The sequence below is a fragment of the Nostoc sp. genome, assembly GCF_036916575.1.
GTDB lineage: Bacteria > Cyanobacteriota > Cyanobacteriia > Cyanobacteriales > Nostocaceae > Nostoc.
Map to the genome: position 1 here is coordinate 14,103 of NZ_JBALGC010000061.1, position 17,609 is coordinate 31,711.

Annotated in this window: 16 protein-coding genes and 1 pseudogene; 4 read left to right on the forward strand and 13 right to left on the reverse strand. The window is 42.2% G+C overall.

The features are described 5' to 3' along the window. Window positions 1–10: 10 nt before the first annotated feature. From V7L29_RS13820 to V7L29_RS13835, 4 genes are all read right to left on the reverse strand, one after another. Window positions 11–835, reverse strand: a complete 825-nt coding sequence (locus V7L29_RS13820) for a class I SAM-dependent methyltransferase (RefSeq protein WP_334735835.1) — start codon at window positions 833–835, stop codon at window positions 11–13. A 458-nt stretch (window positions 836–1,293) separates the two neighbouring features. Next, window positions 1,294–1,986, reverse strand: a complete 693-nt coding sequence (locus tag V7L29_RS13825; RefSeq protein ID WP_334693397.1) for a hypothetical protein — start codon at window positions 1,984–1,986, stop codon at window positions 1,294–1,296. Continuing rightward, window positions 1,923–2,162 carry a hypothetical protein gene (locus V7L29_RS13830; RefSeq protein WP_334735836.1) on the reverse strand — a complete coding sequence of 80 codons (240 nt, stop codon included), beginning with the start codon at window positions 2,160–2,162 and terminating at the stop codon, window positions 1,923–1,925. The genes V7L29_RS13825 and V7L29_RS13830 overlap by 64 nt, the downstream gene beginning before the upstream one ends. Window positions 2,163–2,768: 606 nt before the next feature. Beyond that, window positions 2,769–3,512: a ferritin-like domain-containing protein gene (locus tag V7L29_RS13835; protein ID WP_334693394.1), complete on the reverse strand. Its 744-nt coding sequence runs from the start codon at window positions 3,510–3,512 to the stop codon at window positions 2,769–2,771. A gap of 172 nt (window positions 3,513–3,684) precedes the next feature. Here V7L29_RS13835 and V7L29_RS13840 point away from each other — a divergent pair, with 172 nt between their 5' ends. Continuing rightward, a complete protein-coding gene (locus tag V7L29_RS13840) occupies window positions 3,685–4,251 on the forward strand; it encodes a thermonuclease family protein (RefSeq protein WP_334735837.1) in 567 nt (188 codons plus the stop codon). A gap of 155 nt (window positions 4,252–4,406) precedes the next feature. Here the strand turns inward: V7L29_RS13840 and V7L29_RS13845 are convergent, their stop codons facing one another. Beyond that, window positions 4,407–5,066: a caspase family protein gene (locus tag V7L29_RS13845; protein ID WP_334735838.1), complete on the reverse strand. Its 660-nt coding sequence runs from the start codon at window positions 5,064–5,066 to the stop codon at window positions 4,407–4,409. Between the two features lie 420 nt (window positions 5,067–5,486). Here V7L29_RS13845 and purN point away from each other — a divergent pair, with 420 nt between their 5' ends. Next, window positions 5,487–6,149 carry a phosphoribosylglycinamide formyltransferase gene (purN, locus tag V7L29_RS13850; protein WP_334694303.1) on the forward strand — a complete coding sequence of 221 codons (663 nt, stop codon included), beginning with the start codon at window positions 5,487–5,489 and terminating at the stop codon, window positions 6,147–6,149. A 252-nt stretch (window positions 6,150–6,401) separates the two neighbouring features. Beyond that, complete coding sequence (locus V7L29_RS13855; protein ID WP_334735839.1) at window positions 6,402–8,276, forward strand: hypothetical protein; 1,875 nt, start codon at window positions 6,402–6,404, stop codon at window positions 8,274–8,276. Window positions 8,277–8,570: 294 nt separating this feature from the next. Here the strand turns inward: V7L29_RS13855 and V7L29_RS13860 are convergent, their stop codons facing one another. From V7L29_RS13860 to V7L29_RS13890, 7 genes are all read right to left on the reverse strand, one after another. Continuing rightward, a complete protein-coding gene (locus V7L29_RS13860) occupies window positions 8,571–8,744 on the reverse strand; it encodes a hypothetical protein (RefSeq protein ID WP_334691423.1) in 174 nt (57 codons plus the stop codon). A 64-nt stretch (window positions 8,745–8,808) separates the two neighbouring features. Then, window positions 8,809–9,672: an isocitrate lyase/PEP mutase family protein gene (locus V7L29_RS13865; protein ID WP_334735840.1), complete on the reverse strand. Its 864-nt coding sequence runs from the start codon at window positions 9,670–9,672 to the stop codon at window positions 8,809–8,811. 228 nt (window positions 9,673–9,900) lie between these two features. Then, a complete protein-coding gene (locus V7L29_RS13870) occupies window positions 9,901–12,477 on the reverse strand; it encodes a GAF domain-containing protein (RefSeq protein WP_334735841.1) in 2,577 nt (858 codons plus the stop codon). Between the two features lie 686 nt (window positions 12,478–13,163). Then, window positions 13,164–13,760 carry a CPBP family intramembrane glutamic endopeptidase gene (locus V7L29_RS13875; RefSeq protein WP_334691420.1) on the reverse strand — a complete coding sequence of 199 codons (597 nt, stop codon included), beginning with the start codon at window positions 13,758–13,760 and terminating at the stop codon, window positions 13,164–13,166. A 140-nt stretch (window positions 13,761–13,900) separates the two neighbouring features. Continuing rightward, on the reverse strand, window positions 13,901–14,968 hold the full coding sequence (locus V7L29_RS13880; RefSeq protein WP_334735842.1) for a DUF3326 domain-containing protein: 1,068 nt from the start codon (window positions 14,966–14,968) through the stop codon (window positions 13,901–13,903). A gap of 712 nt (window positions 14,969–15,680) precedes the next feature. Continuing rightward, on the reverse strand, window positions 15,681–15,863 hold the full coding sequence (locus V7L29_RS13885) for a hypothetical protein (protein WP_334735843.1): 183 nt from the start codon (window positions 15,861–15,863) through the stop codon (window positions 15,681–15,683). Window positions 15,864–16,002: 139 nt separating this feature from the next. After that, window positions 16,003–16,323, reverse strand: coding sequence for a 2Fe-2S iron-sulfur cluster-binding protein (locus tag V7L29_RS13890; protein WP_334691417.1), 321 nt, complete (start codon window positions 16,321–16,323; stop codon window positions 16,003–16,005). Between the two features lie 267 nt (window positions 16,324–16,590). Here V7L29_RS13890 and V7L29_RS13895 point away from each other — a divergent pair. Beyond that, window positions 16,591–17,021 (forward strand): annotated as a pseudogene (locus V7L29_RS13895) (hypothetical protein). Here the strand turns inward: V7L29_RS13895 and V7L29_RS13900 are convergent. Further along, complete coding sequence (locus V7L29_RS13900) at window positions 16,979–17,215, reverse strand: hypothetical protein (RefSeq protein WP_334735844.1); 237 nt, start codon at window positions 17,213–17,215, stop codon at window positions 16,979–16,981. The pseudogene V7L29_RS13895 and the gene V7L29_RS13900 sit on opposite strands and share 43 nt — an antisense overlap. Between the last annotated feature and the right edge of the window lie 394 nt (window positions 17,216–17,609).

Consider the following 17,609-nt stretch of genomic DNA (forward strand, 5'->3'; position numbering starts at 1 on the left):
ATTTGATGGACTAAATTTTTTTGGCAATGTGAAAAGCGGAAATATATGAGAGATGAAGACTGCCTCCAAAGTCATCTTCTATACTGTGTCTCAATCCGGCAAATAATGCTTCTTTGTTGTGTGGAGCTAATTTTAAGTACGGCGAGTAAGTGTTTAAAAGCATTAAGTATTCATCAATATTATATGTCACTTCAGATACAACTTGTCTGGATATTAAATCTTTAAATTGCCCCGAATCGATAGCCATCTTTCCCAATCCTCTCAATATCTCTTCTTGCGTTTCTCTATCTTGATATCGGTCAAGAGATGGAGCATGTAGTTGATAGATTTGTGATAAGCGTTGATACACTTCATAGCAAGGTTGAAGTTCCTTGTTCCATAGTAAAATCAGGTAGCCACTTTCTTGTAGGGCATTTGCTGCTTTGGGATATCCTACTTCTGGTGATATCCAATGAAAAGAAGTTGCTGCTAAGACAGCATCAAATTCAGAAGTCTCTAGCGCCCACTCTTCAAAAGATGTATTCTGAATTTCTACATTGGGATACGGTTGACAATTATGTTGAGCTAACCGAAAAAAATTTGGGTTAGGTTCTAAGCAGATCATTGAGCAACCCAATTGAGCGAATGCTACCGTTGCAGTTGCAGGGCCACATCCCACTTCTAGAATTTTTGAGTTTCTGGAGAGTTGAGCAACTTCCACAATTTGGTGAATTAATTCCTCAGGATAGCGGGGTCGTGCCTTGTTGTAAGCCTCTGCTGCCGGAGAATACCAATTTTTGCGCTGTTCGAGATCTATACTGGAGGAGCTGATTATTGTCTGTTTAAGGTCTTCCATAGCTAATGTTTGCTGATTTTTATTAATTACTTTAGGAATTTAGCTTTTTAAGGCTGAGTTAAGTTCGGCTTCAAACTTTTGGAAATAGCTAATCTTATTGAGATGATATCTAAATATTGCTAACTCATAAAAAAATAGGCAAACGGGAGTAGTTAAGCATACTAAGTGCTGAAGAACCTCAATTACTTCACCAACCCGCTTAAAATCGTAGATATCGTGCAGGCGATCGCAGATGTTTTGAGAAACTAAGATAGCTTCTAGCGGACATTCCTAATAATAGTCAATTATTAAGTATTAATACTGAAAATTCTTGGTGATTTCTGATTGTTATTAAACCACCATTAGCCAGATGTTGGAAATCTTCGTGTATTACACGATGAAGTGCGGAATGTGGGGAAGATTTATCTTCCCTTATATGCTGAGATTGGTGGAATCAGCCAAATGCAATATTCCCTTCTTTAGATAGTTAGCAGTTGTAATTCCTCTTCAACGGCGTGACCATCAGCAGATTCCTGCACACGCTCAAGCCATTTTTCAGCTTTCGAGTAGTTGTCATGCCGTACTTCTTTAATCGCTTCCTTGAAGTGCAGCACCACACCCCAAACATCACTGAAAAAGCGTTTTTCTTGCTTCATTTTGTCGAAGAAACTAACAACTTCAATATGCGATAGTCCTCCTTGCGTTTTAGCGATCGCCATAAACACTTCAAACACATCGTTTGCCATCTTGGCATCGCCACAGACATAGTAGTGGCATTGCGGATGCCTGAGTATTTGCCAGAGTTCTTCAGCTTTTTCTTTCATTAAGCCTTGCACATAGACTTTTTTCTCGGTCAGACGCGAGAAGGCAACTTCTAACCCTGACAGCACGCCTTGATTGTGCCAGCTTACAAGTTGCTCTCCATAGAGGAAATCACTGCGATCGCGACAGCCAAAGTACAAGCAAGCATCACCTAATTGTGTCTCCTGTTGCAATAGGGCTTGCCGATACTGGAGGAAGGCAATCAGCGGCGATACCCCTGTACCCGGTCCAACCATAAGCATCGGTGCAAGTGGATCAGTAGGTGGACGGAAGCTAGAGGTGCGGACTAGGTGTTGGGGGATACTGAGAGGCGATCGCACAACTGATTCATTAACTCCACCGGATCGCAAGGATAAACTGCAACATGATCGCCTGTTTCATACTGCAAATTGCTATCAGAAATATCAAAGAGAAGATAGCGAGTAGAACGGCTACCGGGAATCACTTCTTTGAGCAGTTCGCTATTGGCAACCAGAGGTACTTCCACACCTCTGTCTCCACTCACTTCTACTGATGAATACTCCAATGCCCATAACAGAGTAATTCAAACCGTCGAGAGAACCCGCAGGTTGTTTTTTCAACCACTGAATTATTAACTCACTTCCCTCTGGTAATAAGTAAGTTGGCATAATAAAACCAAACTATGTAAACAAAAATAAACTAGGCTAAAACCCTCTTCCCTCCTTTCTCCTGGCTCCTGCTTCCTGCCTTATTCAAACAAAAAATTTTTCTGCCGACCTACTTAGTTCGTAATGCTTACTCAGGTGTAGATAGCGTCTTAACCAACTTCAAGTACGTTCAACTATCGATCATCTCGGTAAAACCTGGAACCAAATTTAAGCGATGGTGAGCGTCATCAACTCCAACAGTTGATAAACAGATACAACACGCCGTAACTCCTTAGCGCTACGAGCAAGAATAATTATCATCGTATCTGATGGTCAAAACCATTGTGAAATTACCCAAAGTTTAGATATGAATCGGCAGATAGCTCGTTTATGGCGAAATCGTCTCGACAACCAAAGAAGTGTAGAATTAATTTGAAAAAGGCAAGAGGTCTGCCTCTTGCCTTGAAAGCTAAATGTTAAATGTTCTCAATTTTTTAACATTAGATACTCAAGCATATCTCTAATTACGTCGCTACTAACTCAGAATCGATTTCTGACGGCGCACTATCTTGAACTAGCGATCGCGTTTCACCGTTGCGCTGGAGAATACCGCCAACCATTGCCAACACGGCATTTACCTTGCGGGTTCGCCACATATCTACGAGTTTTTGCACTTCAGTTGCAGACATCCGTCGCATCATCGCTTCGTAGAGATAAGCCGCATGTCCAGTTTCATCTTCGGCAATATTTAGCATTCCTAATTTCAAGTTCCGAGCGGTTGGCTCGTTATCAGGTAATACTTTCGCCATTCGCGCAAAGTCTTTGCTAGCATCTAACTCCAGAATGTATGTGCTAGCCATAAATACATCCCAATCAATCACATCAGGTTTGAGCTGTTCTTGAGGGTAGCCCTCAAAGAATGCTGCGAAAAAGGGACTACGCTGCTGTGATTTTTTTGTGGATGGAGTTTGAGGTTGACGCTTGAAATCTATAACTTGTTTATCCAACTGTTGTAAGGCGTGGGCAAAAATTTTACCATGCCTAGTTTCATCTGATGCATGTTTTGCTAGTTTTTCGGCTAGCCATGTATCGCCTTCAGTAGCTGCGCGTTCGCTAAGTGCAGATAAAAACGGCACAGAGCCAGATTCAGCCAACTGAAACCCAGCAAGGATGTTGGGGCGGGTTTTCAAATCACGAATTTGAGCAGCAGAGTAATAAGCAAAGACACCTGAACCAGCTAGATGCAGAATGTGAGTCAAGAAGTTCATTAGAAATTGCCGCTAACAATTGGAAGGTTACAATTCTTATACTAATCCGCATTTTCTATTTGGTTGCCGCCAGAGGGGCTTACCATTGGGGATTTTGAATTACCTACAGTTAACAAATATATCTTTTGATTTTGCTAATATCATCCCACAGAGGTAATGCAGGTAAGTTTGAATGGATAAATTAACTAAACCAGTGCGATTTTGGCTTTGTGCAACTATCATCTTTTTGGGTTTGATCGGCTGCGATCGCTTTCTCGGTACTTCTGGAGACACGGTTCAGCGAGTCAGTGATGGCGATACTTTAGTAGTTAAAGATGCTGATGGCAAAAATTTTACCGTGCGCTTTGCTTGTCTAGATGCGCCAGAAATAGCTCATACTAACAAAGAAAAGCAGAGTAAACGCATTAGCGATCGCAATCAATTTACTTGGGGTGTGAAAGCTCAACAACGAGTGCAAGAACTGGTACAACAAGGAGGCGATCGCGTGACATTGAATATCACAGATAGCGATCGCTATGGACGCAAAATTGCCGAAGTCCGGTTAAAAAATGGCACTTTTGTACAACAGGTATTGTTGCAAGAAGGGTTAGCAAAAGTATATCGTCCCTATTTAAACAAGTGTCCTAGTAAAAACTTAGTTCAACAAGCCGAAGTTGAAGCCAAGCAGCAACGGCTTGGCGTTTGGAGTGATACTAAATTTATTAATCCTTGGGAATATCGTAGCCTATATAAGAAGTAAAAATTCATAATTCATAATTGATAATTCATAATTATCTCTAATTGGAATCTTTACTTAAACTAAGTTTTGCGCGTACTTGAGCAAGCGTATATTTTCCCGGTTCGTGCGTAGTTTACCGCCGTAGACATCGCTCTTACTGATGCATATATGGAAGCTCATCGATAGTCAGTAAATCGATGCTGTGGAATAGCTGAACTTTTGAGGTGATCGCGATCGGCTTCTCCCGATTTGATACCTTCAACCAAAAAACGAGTGTAAATCGATAAATCTTGCCCTTCTTGCTCAAAGGAATATTGAGTCGAAGTAGAAGAAGTCAATACGGCTCGTCCTTCACCGCCTAACTGCTTTTGAATGTCAATCGTGCCATTATCTTTGGCAGACATCCCCTCAGCAAACGCACCACTAAAGCAGCTATCTAGGATCACCACCTGCCGCCGGGAGCGGCTTTCGCTCATGCGATCATGAATAAAATTGGCAGACACCGACGTTGAGCGAATCAATTCGCCCTGCGGCATCTTACTGGTGTTGCGAGTCGCCAGATACAGCCTACCGCGATCGTCTTTGATGCCGTGTCCCGAAAAGTACAGTAGCAGCAAATCATCCCTGTGCCGACTGGAGAACAGCATTTCGATCGCCATTTCCACAGCTTGTCGTTCAGGATTTTTTAGCAGAGTAACATCTGATGCAGCAAATCCGCCCATCTCTGGATGCAGTAGTACCTGGCACACTGCTTCCACATCTCTAACTGCACTGGGCAAAGGGTTCAGCCCTGGTTCATACTTACTGACTCCAATCAGCAACGCTACCTTCGCCATTTAACTTACCTATGCTGCGATCAAATCTTATGCGGCTTTAATTTGTGTGTTGTTTCTTTCATACTAAGTTTTAGAATATCACTTATATCAATTGGACTAGTTATGAGCTAAATCTTTCCAGCAAAATTTACACCTATTTTTAGGTAAATAGATCACACGGTAGGGGCACAGCAATTAAATTTGGCAATACTCTGCAATGGCAATGCATTGGTTAACAATGTTAATGCATGGGCTGACAATAGCAATGCATTGGTTAACAATGGCAATGAATCGGCTGACAATGGCAATGCATTGGTTAACAATGCTAATGCATTGGCTAACAATGCGAATGTGTCTCCTTGCATTAAAAACGCTACGCTTTTACGCAAAAGTGTACTTAGGATATATTTTTAACATCTATAATTTTTCCTCTTAGCTGTTATGACCCTGTGCCCTGATTCTACCCTGAGCTTGGTTTCTCCTAGCACTAGCGATATTTGCCAACAATTCGCCCCTTTAAAACTGGGAATTATGGCTTCTGGGAATGGCAGCAATTTTGATGTAGTTGCTCAAGCTATCCAAGATGGGCAGCTAAATGCCCAAATTCAAGTTTTAATTTACAATAACCCCTCGGCTAAAGCAGCCGTAAGAGCAGCCAATAAAGGTGTAGAAGCAGTTTTATTGAATCACCGCAACTATAAAAGCCGAGAAGAGTTTGATGAAAAAATTGTGCAGACATTGCGGCACTACGATGTAGAATGGGTGATTTTGGCAGGTTGGATGCGATTGTTAACATCAGTTTTCATTGATGCCTTTCCTAAGAGGATTATTAATATCCATCCTAGTTTGTTACCTAGTTTCAAGGGAATCCATGCTGTAGAACAAGCCTTGGCATCTGGGGTAAAAATTACTGGTTGTACAGTGCATCTAGCTTGCTTAGAAATGGATAGCGGCCCAATATTAATGCAAGCCGCAGTACCAGTACTGCCAGATGATACAGCAGAAACACTCCACGCCAGGATTCAAATTCAGGAACATCGAATTTTACCATTAGCGATCGCTCTAGCAGCCTCTTCTTCAAAAGGTACACTAAGGCTAACTTGACACAATACGTTCAGTTAAGGCTCAAAGTTATGTAAATTAGACATAGTGCTCAAAAATAGAAATTAAGTGTCGTGCATTTGAGGGATTTTTTGTTGATGTCTCCTGATATCCAAAATACTGACTTGCTTAAAGCAATTGAAATGGCTATCCCAGCAACGGCAATTGAATAGGCGATCGCTATTTAATGCAATGACTTCAATTGCGTCACAGATGAAGCATTCTTTTGTTGTTTTAATTTAAATAGAAAAAAACATGACATACAACAACAGTATTTACATCGAAAACTCAAGCTTTGAATATCCAATCCTCGAAAACGACGGTTTTACTTCTGAACCACCACCTGGTTGGAACACATACGATCCCAACAGACTGACAACTTCTGACCCCAATAACTCTGTTGTTGGTGCATACAACCCACCCACAACTATCTACCCTACAGAGGCTCCAGACGGACAAAATATCGGATACGTGTTTAGCAATGTTGTTCCTGGTAGTGGAGTTGTTGGGCTAACTCAAACTTTAGATACTGTCGCTCTTGCCAACACTCGCTATACACTGGTAGCTGATGTGGGTAATTCTACGGGTATAGACCGTAATGGCATTGACTACACCGGCTTCCCTGGCTATGCCCTTGCCCTATACGCAGGTGATAAATTACTGAATTACACTGTCAACCCAGTGGCGATTCCAGAAGGAGGATTTAAAACTGTTGCGTTTTCCTATGCCACCAATTCTTCTGACGCTATAGGCGAAAACCTGAATATTAGGTTGATTAACCTAAATGCTGGTTCCGGAGTGGTAGTAGACTTTGATCGCGTTCAGTTAATTGCTGAACCTGCTAGTAAAAGTAAATCAATTGAAATTAAGAACAGCAGCTTTGAAGAAATCCCCCTAGAAGACAATACTTCTGTTCCTGAACCTCCGCCTGGTTGGCGTCTGTACGACCCCAATGGGCTTCTCTCTAACCCCAATACTGAGTCTAGTGTAGGTACGTTCAATCCTCCCAAAACCAACTACTTCAATGAAACGACTGGTCAACAGTTCTTTTCTGCGTCACGAAAAAATACTGGATACGTATTCGTGACCCAACAACCTGGCAGTGGGGTCGTTGGGTTATCGCAAACCTTAGAAGATACTAAATTAACTGCCAACACACACTATAATCTGCTGGTTGACGTGGGCAATCCTACAGGTACTGACGAGACTGGGTTAAGCTATGAGGGCTTCCCTGGCTATCGCGTGGAACTGCTGGCGGGTGATAAAGTTGTCGCAGTTGACAACAATACAGTGCAGATTGCAGAAGGCAATTTTGCCACCTCCACAGTAGACTTTACCGCATCAGCTGACAATCCTCTATTGGGCGAAAACCTACAGATTCGCTTGACTAACCTCAATAGCGGCAAAGGGCTTAAAGTAGACTTTGATGCTGTGGGTCTTTTCACCGAGTCGGTTAAAGATAGTTCTTCCGTCTTCATCGATAACGCCAGCTTTGAGCTACCGATCCTTAGGGATGGTGACAATACAGGTGTTATAGCACCTGCAGGCTGGGAGATTTACAATCCCAATGCCTTTGTACTTAATAATCTTGCACCCACCGCTTCAGGCATTATTACATTTAATCCTATCCAGAGTGACAACTTCAGTGAAGCTCCAGACGGTGAGAATGTAGCAGGTAACTTCAAGGAAAAAGTTCCAGACGGTCACAATGCAGCATCTGTATATTTGACAGAAGCCCCTGGTAGCGGTGTTGCTGGTTTGTTCCAGACTCTTGATACAGTTGTAGCTACAAACACCAAATACACTTTGCAAGTTGATGTCGGTAATGTAGCAGGTAACTACAAGGGAGTTGACTTAACAGGCTTCCCTGGCTACCGTGTGGAACTGTTAGCAGGTGACACAGTTCTGGCTTCTGAGCAGAATAATCTATTTATCAAAGACGGAACTTTTGAGACTTCAAAGGTGACATTCACTACTACCGATCACAGCCTCTATCTTGGTCAGAATCTGGGAATCCGACTTGTCAACATTCTGCAAGGTTCTGGTGTAGAAGTTGACTTTGATAATGTTCGCCTAACTGCACAAGCTCTACCAGAGTCTTCTTGCTACAGCCATAGTTTTGTTGCCTAATCTTTCTGTCTTCTAGCACAAGGTGGAACCAAAGCTTCTTCTTGCTCAGGTTCGACTTTTAACCCACATTCCGCACCTTGTTGCGTAGTACGTTGTTATCACTGAGCTACATTGGATAAAAAATCATAAAATAATACTTTTACTAAAAATGTTTACTTATTACACGCTCTACGTTCCCTCTAAAATAACTGAACCGTATTGCTATATACAACTATAATACAAGCTACTCAACGCAGATTCAGTTACAAACACTCATAATATTATAAGTAAACTTGAAGCTGTAGTTAATACAACTTAAGCTGTATTTAACACAGCTTCTTCTGTGGTTATAAATGCTGAAGCTGTAGTTAATAAAATTTCTTCTGTGGTTATAAATGCTAAAGTTATGGTTAATATAACTTCTTCTATAGTTATCAGCAATAATGATTTTTTTGTTTTCATCTCCGTAAACGAAGAGGCTTGCAACATGAGTTAGATTCACGATGAGAGATTTAATCCAAAATCCAAAATCTAAAATCTAAAATCGTCTCGGTCATGATTTAAACTTCTGTTCTATTTGCAGATATTCAGGAACGCCGACGAGTTTTTGAAAATCTTGAAAGCTAACCAAATCAGGTAATTCAGTAGTGGTTCCTTGTTCTTTTAAATGAAGAAAACAAGTAGTCATTACCTTTGTGACAGCTAGGAGGGCAGTCAGAGGGAAAAACACAATTTTGAAGCCCAACTGTTGTAACTTTGCCACAGAAACTTCGGGAGTTTTACCACCTTCAACGATATTAGCTACTAATGGCACATCCGGGAAAGCTGCGGCGATCGCTTTTAATTCTTCAATAGACTGGGGAGCCTCTACAAATAGTATATCTGCACCAGCGGCAATGTAAGCCCGACCACGAGCGATCGCTTCCTCTAAACCTAGTGAAGCACGGGCATCAGTGCGAGCAATGATCACCAAACCGCTATCACCCCGTGCCTCCACAGCTGCCCTGATTTTACCAACATGTTCCGCCTGGGAAATAACTCGTTTGCCCTCAAAGTGTCCACATTTTTTCGGCCATTCTTGGTCTTCTAGTAGTACACCAGCCACCCCCAACTGGACAGCATCCTTAATCGTGCGAACAACATTTAAAGCGTTGCCATAACCAGTATCTAAATCTGCAATTAGGGGAATATTCACCGACTGAGCAATTCGTCCCACACTATAGAGCATTTCGGTAGCGGTGACAAAACCGTAGTCTGGTAAACCCAGTGTGGAAGCGGCAATCCCAAAGCCACTTGTAACCACTACTTCAAAACCTGTCTGTTCAACTAGCTTGGCTCCCAGACAATCGTAAACACCTGGGATGACGATAATTTCAGGACGTGTAAGTAACTGCCGCAGTTTTTGAGAAGAAGACATAAAAAATTCAAAATTCAAAATTCAAAATTGCAGAACTTGAGTAGGACTTACGCACATTCTACGAATTCTCGGCGTTCTTCTGTGCCAGACGCTGTGCGTTCACGTAGTGTCTCGCAGAGAAGGCATCAACTCTTGGAAAAGCCTCTCTGTGCGCCTCTGCTAAAACCATGAGGTGTTCGTTGAGATCGCTAATAACAGCGGTACTTTTCCTACTCTCCCACAAAGCTATTAACCAGAGTTAGCTTCAGCAGCTTCATACGCTTGTAGTAGCCTAGCATGATCGAGAGTAAATCCTACTTGCATTGCTATCTGGGTAAATAAATCAATCTCAGGCTGTTGCCAATCACGGTGTTCAGAACACTGATGTGCAATTAATAAGCCAAATAGCTGTTCATCTTTGAGAATGGGGGCTACTAAATTTGCTTTCACAGCAAAGGATTCGAGCAGTTTAACGTGACAATCAGCCAAATCGGCCTGATGAATGTTGTTTATTGCGACAACGCGACCAGACTGGTACTTTTCTATATAGCCTTGAGTGAAACATGGGTCGTGGATTTTAGACCGCAAAACTTTGGGATAACCTGGAACCACTGATTCGGCAATTATAATTCCGAAACAATTAGCGTAAAAGCTATAAACCAGCACTCGGTCAACACTCAGTGCTTTGCGAACCTCTTCCACAGTGGTTTTGAGAATATCTTCTTCGTTGAGCGATTGGCGAATGTTGCGGATAATATCCACTAGTAACTGACTTCGCATACTATCAGCTTCGATTCGTTGCAGCAGTCTGGCATGGTCGAGAGCAAATCCCACTTGCATCGCTATCTGGCCAAATAAATCAATTTCAGACTGTTGCCAATCACGGGGTCTAGAGCATTGATGTGCAATTAACAAGCCAAATAGCTGCTCATCTTTAATAATGGGGGCTACTAAATTTGCTTTCACAGCAAAGGACTCTAATAAGCTAATGTGACAATCAGCCAAACCGACTTCATAAATGTTGTTTATGGCTAGAATCCGACCAGACTGATACTGTTCTATATAGCCTTCATCAAAACATGGGTCTCGGATTTCAGCTTGCAAAACTTTTGGGTAAGTGAGAACAACTGATTCTGCAATCACAATTCCAGACCAATCAGCGTTAAAGCTATAAACCAGTACTCGGTCAGTACTCAGTACTTTCCGAACCTCTTCTACAGTGGTTTTCAGGACATCCTCTTCGTTGAGCGATTGGCGAATGCTGCCAATAGTATCCACCAGCAATCGACTTTGTACACCTTCAGCATCGATTCGTTGCAGCAGCCTGGCATGGTCGAGAGCAAATCCCACTTGCATCGCTATCTGGGCAAATAAATCAATCTCAGGCTTTTGCCAATCACGGGGTCTGGAGCATTGATGTGCAATTAATAAGCCAAATAACTGTTCGTCTTTGAGAATAGGGGCTACCAAATTTGCTTTCACAGCAAAGGATTCGAGCAGGTTAATGTGACAATCAGTCAAATCGGCTTCATAAATGTTGTTTGTGGCTTGAATGCGACCAGACTGATACTTTTCTACATAACCCTTAACGAAACATGGGTCTTTGATTTCGGATCGCAAAACTTTTGGATAACCTGGAACCACTGATTCGGCAATTATAATTCCGGACCAATTAGGGTAAAAGCTATAAACTAACACTCGGTCAGTACTCAGTGCTTTGCGAACTTCTTCCACAGTGGTTTTGATGACATCCTCTTCGTTGAGCGATTGGCGAATGCTGCGGGTAGTTTCTATAAATACCTGAGCTCGATGTGCCTTTGAATCTACCTGTTCTAGAAGCTTGGCGTAGTCAGAGGCAAATCCTATTTGCATGGCTATGTGAGCGAACAAATCAATCTCAGACTGCTGCCAAAAGCGAAGTCTAGAACACTGATGTGCAATTAATAAACCGAATAGCTGCTTGCCTTTGAGAATAGGTGCTACTAAATTAGATTTGACAGCAAATTGCTCTAGCAGCTCAATATCACCATCACTAAGATTGGCTTGATAGATATCATCAATAGCACGGATGCAACCATTCTGGTATTTTTCTATATATTCTGCCTCGAACCCAGTGTTAGAGATTGTAACCCCTAAAATTTTCGGTAAACCAGGTGCTACTGATTCTGCAATAAAGGTTCCATTACATTTGGAGTTGAAGCGAAAGATGGTTACGCGATCAATGCTTAAAGCTTTACGAATTTCTTCTGAGGTAGTTTTGAGAACATCTTCTTCATTAAATGATTCTCGAACCCAGCGGGTAATTTTTATCGATAGCTGGGAGTAATCAGCTTCGGTTTCTTTTTGTAGCAAACCTGAAAGCATTTCTGTGAATAAATTTATATTTCTCTCTAATATCACTAATTCATCTTTGCTAGCGATGAAAGTTTGATTATATTCACTGTCTGGGCGTAGCTTATTTTTAATAATATTAGAAGTTGCAGCAGCCTTGCTGACTCGATTAATAGCTTGATTAGCTACAAAAGTTGCGATCGCACCTGCCAAAATTGCTGTTACCCCCATACCAGTTAACAACAGTGACAGTTGTCCCTGTAGAGCAAGTTCACTTTCTATTGAACTTTTCGCACTTTCTTGTCTGACTTGCGGAATTTGTTTGGTAATTAAATTAATACCATAGTAGTAAGTAGCTGTTCCAATTGCAACTACAGGAAGGGCACTGATGCTGAGTGCCCAAATTATTGCTTTAGTCTTTAAACTCCATTTTTGTTGCCACAGCTTTTGTTGACGATTTCGTCTTGCTTGGATTTGAGAAAAAGACTGACTCATAAATGAAACCTGGATTGCTGCAATTCAGAATCAAGTAAGTAACCTCACCACCAAATTCTACATAAAACTTCTTAAATAAGGACTGGCTTTGAGGAGTATTTTGAGGCACTAACTTTTTACATCATGCTCCATAATACTTTTGTCGGCTTTGACCTCAAAAAAATCCGGTCTGATTAACGGGCTTGTTAACAATAAAATGGCGTTCGCTTTGTTTTAATGTATTATTTTCTCATCAGGTGTTGCGGTTTTCTGGCAAGAGAGCCAAACAATCTTTCTTTTTCAACAATAGTTATACAAACTTCTTACAGTTAGCCTCCCCCGTAAGAAAGGGAAGGAATAATGCGAAAATAAACCTTTAAGCGCTTGACAGGAGATAAGCTTAGTAGTAAATGGACAGAGGCTGGAAATGCTCTTCAATTGCGGCTCTGCCGCTAGTCTTGAGCAAAGCCGACTTGTGCCGAGCGAACGCAAGAGCGTCTCGTAGAAAAGCCGAGGTAAAGGAGCCGAAGTAGTCGAACCATGCTGTACCCCTACGGGGATCTTGCTAGCAAGAGCGTCTCGTAGAGAAGTGCGGGCTATGACGCTCGTTCGCGCCAGCGTGCTGTAGGCAAGACTCGAAGAGAGCTTTTCTACCAGACGCGCAAGGGACGCTATCGGCGTCGCCCTAATTTCTACAAGCTCAAAATTTATTTTTTAATTGCCGATAATTGCGACATTTTCCAGAAATAGCTAGAAATCCAATTGGTAATAATGTGAGCGACAATCGGCACTAATAAGTTGCCCGTGAGCAGGGCGCTATATGCCAATATCATCCCGACAATTGTTGCCCAAATTACATAAGACCATTGTTGGGAACCGCTAAGATGCAAGATGCCAAAGCAAAAACTGGATACAATTACAGCCGTAATATCAGAGCCTAAAGCTGGCAGCATCACACCTCTAAATAATAATTCTTCACTCAACCCCGGTAGCAACCCCAGCCAAATTAAGTCTGGTAAAGCTAAAGGCTTTAGTACTACTTCTAGGTAATAATCTGCACTTTTACGATAGGCAGTCCAAAGGCGATAAGTTAAGCCACTTAATACGGTGATGACGAACCCCAACCCTACACCCAACAGCAATTCTCTTTGATTCAAGTCCCAAGAAAATAGGGAAAACTTGCCAAAGTATAACGACAGTTTGGCGACTATCAACAAAATGATTGCAGTCGCTCCCATCGCCCCAAGTACTTGGATGCGCGTCAGGTATGGAATTTCTGGCTCTTGTTTGTGTTGTTCAACCACAGGTTTTTAGGGGGAGTGGGGAGTGGGCAGGGAGGCAGAGGAGGCAGAGGGAGCAGGGGAGCGGAGGGAGAAATAACTTATAACTCCTAACTCTTAACTCCTAACCGGAGGCGGAGCGTCTCCGGCTCCGTTCCTAACTCCTAACTCTTAATTACTGACTGCAAAGGTAATAATTTTGGACAGAGAGCGGAGGGATTGATACCTGCTTTGTGTGCTACTAATACACCCACTGCTTCTAAATATGAGTTTACCTGTATAGATTTGATCCCCAAGGGTTGGGGAGGAACTTTTATCAGAGTTTTATTTTCTTCAACTGTAATTATTTGGCATCGTCTTTGGCTTAAACTCAATAAGGCACTGCCACCACAAGCAGTTGCAGGTACGATCGCAGCATCCACTTGATCTGCCCAAATATCTTCTTGCTCTGATGGGATCAGTCTTTTCTCTATTATAAATTGTGGAGCATGACTTAATCCTACAAGGACACAGGGCAAAAAGGTATAGCCCAATTCTTCAGCAGCGGAACGGGGAGATAAATCAGGTTGTGGAGGTTCGCTCAAAAGGGCAGGAGAATGGGCGCAAGGAATTTGAAAGGTTCGTACTAATAAATGGCTAATTACGGCTTCTGCACCCGCTAAAGGATCAACGCCTTCACCGTGGCAGTATTTCTGTACTGCTTCCTCATTTATATTATCGGGGAAACGGGCAACAACTGCGATCGCTTCTGCCCCCGCTTTTTTAATTAATATCTCAGCTGCCCGTAACAAGCTATCCGGGTTGCCAATTGTTCCCCAACTAGCTCCCGATGCTGTCGTCCGTAATTCTACATTTAATGGTGCATCAGTAATTACATAATCTGTGAGGGTCAATCCCAAAGTTGCTCTAGCTGCATCTGCTGCTTGTATATGTCGTAATCGCAACTCTGGCTCAATGGCTTGGTCTAAAAGCAAACCTACTTTGTTGCTGCGGACTGAACGCAAACCCCAGCATCCAGAAGCAAATTTGTCAAGCCCGTAACCTTCAACATAGAAGGTGTTTGGGAGATTCCAATACAAACTTGCACCATTAAGGACATTGGGGTGAGTAATTAGGCGATCGCAAACCTGCGCTATAACTTTGGCAACAGGTAAAGCATCTCCGGCATAACCCCCAATGGCAGCCCCAACGCCAGTTGGCACAATTAAGATAGCTGTGTATGGACGATTCATCTTATAGTTATCAGTGCCCAGTTGTGAGTTATGAGTAAAAATTATAATTACTTCTCACTCTCCAAGGCTATTTCGTTCTAGACATGAACCGCCCAGAACTAAAGTTTTGCGCCTCATAACAAAAGTCCGTTTTAAGGCAATACGCTTGGGTTAAGCCTAAAACTCAACTTCTGCGTAGGTTGGGTTAAGGAACGTAGACGCCCGGAGGGCGGCTTCCCGTTCGCGTAGCGTCTCTGACAGGAGAAGGGTAACCTAACACTTCCGTGACTTTATTGGGTTTCACTTCGTACCCCTACTCTTAAGCAAGCTACTACCCAACCTACAATTTTTCTTAAGTGAACCGGATTGCGTTTTAAGGGACTATAGCGCTTCTCAGTTGAGCGCAATACAGACCTAACCCCCAGCCCCTTCCCTACAAGGGAAGGGGAGTAAAATTCAAAGCCTCTGACGCCACATGCTACCCTGCGGGAACGCTAAGAGCGAACAAGTCGGCAGAGCCGCCCAACGCAGTGGCTCCTCCTTTTAGGAGAGAGGTTTGGAGAGAGGTCAAAGTGTATTGCATCCAAACGAGAACCGCTATATAACCTTTTCTCAGTCGTCTTTAGACGACTTTCGTTATTAAACTGATGAATTCATTCTGAGGCGGGCTAGATGAAAATGAAATAGTCTTTGCCTACTCTCAACTATTAATTTCTAACTCAGCACTCACTACTTAAGACTGGGTATTCTTTGTCACCACAGCTTCAACTATAGCTTTTTGTTTGTCAACGTCCACAGAGGTAACTGCCCAACGCAGGGGTTCACCCTGTTTGTTCAACTCTGTTTCAATTGCTTTTAGCAATTCTGTGGGAGTTTCTTGTAAATCAATTTCTGCGGTAATGAAATGAGTCGTCATCTTGGTAAATCCTGTTGATTTGTAGTTTATAGAATAGCTGATATCAGTTGCTCTGAAATATTTATATTATTTATCAGATTTGGTAATGTAAGTGAACAGTTATCAATAATCAACCCGGATACTGATAACTGTTTACTGATTATTGGTCTTTGCCAAATTGTAACTGATAAACTATTTCTTCTTTTTCCGTCTGAACTTTCAAATCAGAAAGGGGTTTAGCAACACAAAGCAATACGTAACCTTGCTTTTGCAAATCTGGACTAACGCCCATACCATCAGTTTGATCCACAGTTCCCTCGCTTATTTGACCGGCGCAAGTTGTGCAAACACCTGCATGACAAGAACTCGGCAAATCTAAACCAGCAGCATCGGCAACTGATAAGATAGTTTTATCTTCAGGAACTTGCAAGGTATGAATTTCGCCTTGGTGATGAATTTCTACGGTGTAACTTTTGGGCATATACAAAGGAAGGTGATGCAACGAACAAATTTATTATTGTATCTTAATTAGTTAAAAATATCTAGATAATAGCATAAAAGTTTAGGTTAAATACTGAGATTATAGTCACTAATTCTGAACAATTTATAGACTAGTAACATTAATTACTATAATTAAAATTATTAGTTAAATTTACTATAAATATATATGCGCGTAGGCATAGCCCGCCGTAGGCATCGCGTTTCTTTAGAGACTGTATCTGTAAGTCTGCCTTTTGGCATTGGTTCGATGTCGTGGAAAGTTAACACCACACAACAGAAAGCCGCTTGGTCGCTGTATGTGGAATTGGTGACGCGCATTGCTGTGCAACCATTAGAAGTTGACCAGGGTTTAGTCCGGGAAGCGATGAACTATCTTTATAGTTTATTTGGTACAACCCGCGAAGTTCTCAAAGCAGCCGGGCCGGATGTGGGTGCTGCTCGTGATTCTGTTGGGGGAATTGCCATTGCTGTGTTAAATAATGGGTTAAGACCGTTTTTGGCTAAATGGCATCCGTTGTTGAAACGTGGGAAGCTAGACGACCTCTGGGGATGAGTCCCAAGGAACATGAGCAGAGTTGGTCGGAGGAACCGAAGTTGCGAAGTGAGTTGGAAGTTTTGCGAGGTGGGTTGGAAGACTACGCTAAGGCGTTGGCAAAAATTGCAGGTGTGGAGGAGTAAGCGATGGAAAAGTTTGATGTTTTTCTTTGCCACAATAGCAAGGATAAGCCTGCGGTTATCAAAGTTGCCGAACAACTCATAATTCTGATACCTGGCACTGCGGGGTCATAACAGTTCGCCAGAATAAATTTTTCTGCTACCTCCTGCACCTCAGTATCTTCTGTGACTCTCTGCTTGTCCCAAGGTAAACTCATCTGTCCCGGTGACTTCTTCTTACCTTTATTCTTCAAAGAAGGTAAAAAACGACTACCCCTCCCTAACGGGAAGTCAAAAATCAAAAGTCGAAAGTCAAAAGTTTATTTTTCTAGCTTCGGCTTTGGTCGATATTTCTTACAAAACTGACGATATATAGCGGCACATTCTTGCAACGTCCTCCCCAATACCACCCAAATCAAACTTTGGTCATTAATGTTATAAGGTTGATTCTTAAGGTTACATCATTAAGCCTTAAAGCTATAACATGAAGCCTTAAGGCTAGAAGATTAAGCCTTAAGGTTACAAGATGAAGCCTTAAGGTTATATGATTAAGCCTTAAAGCTAGAACATTAAGGCTTAAGGTTACACCATGAAGGCTTAAGGTTAAAGCGA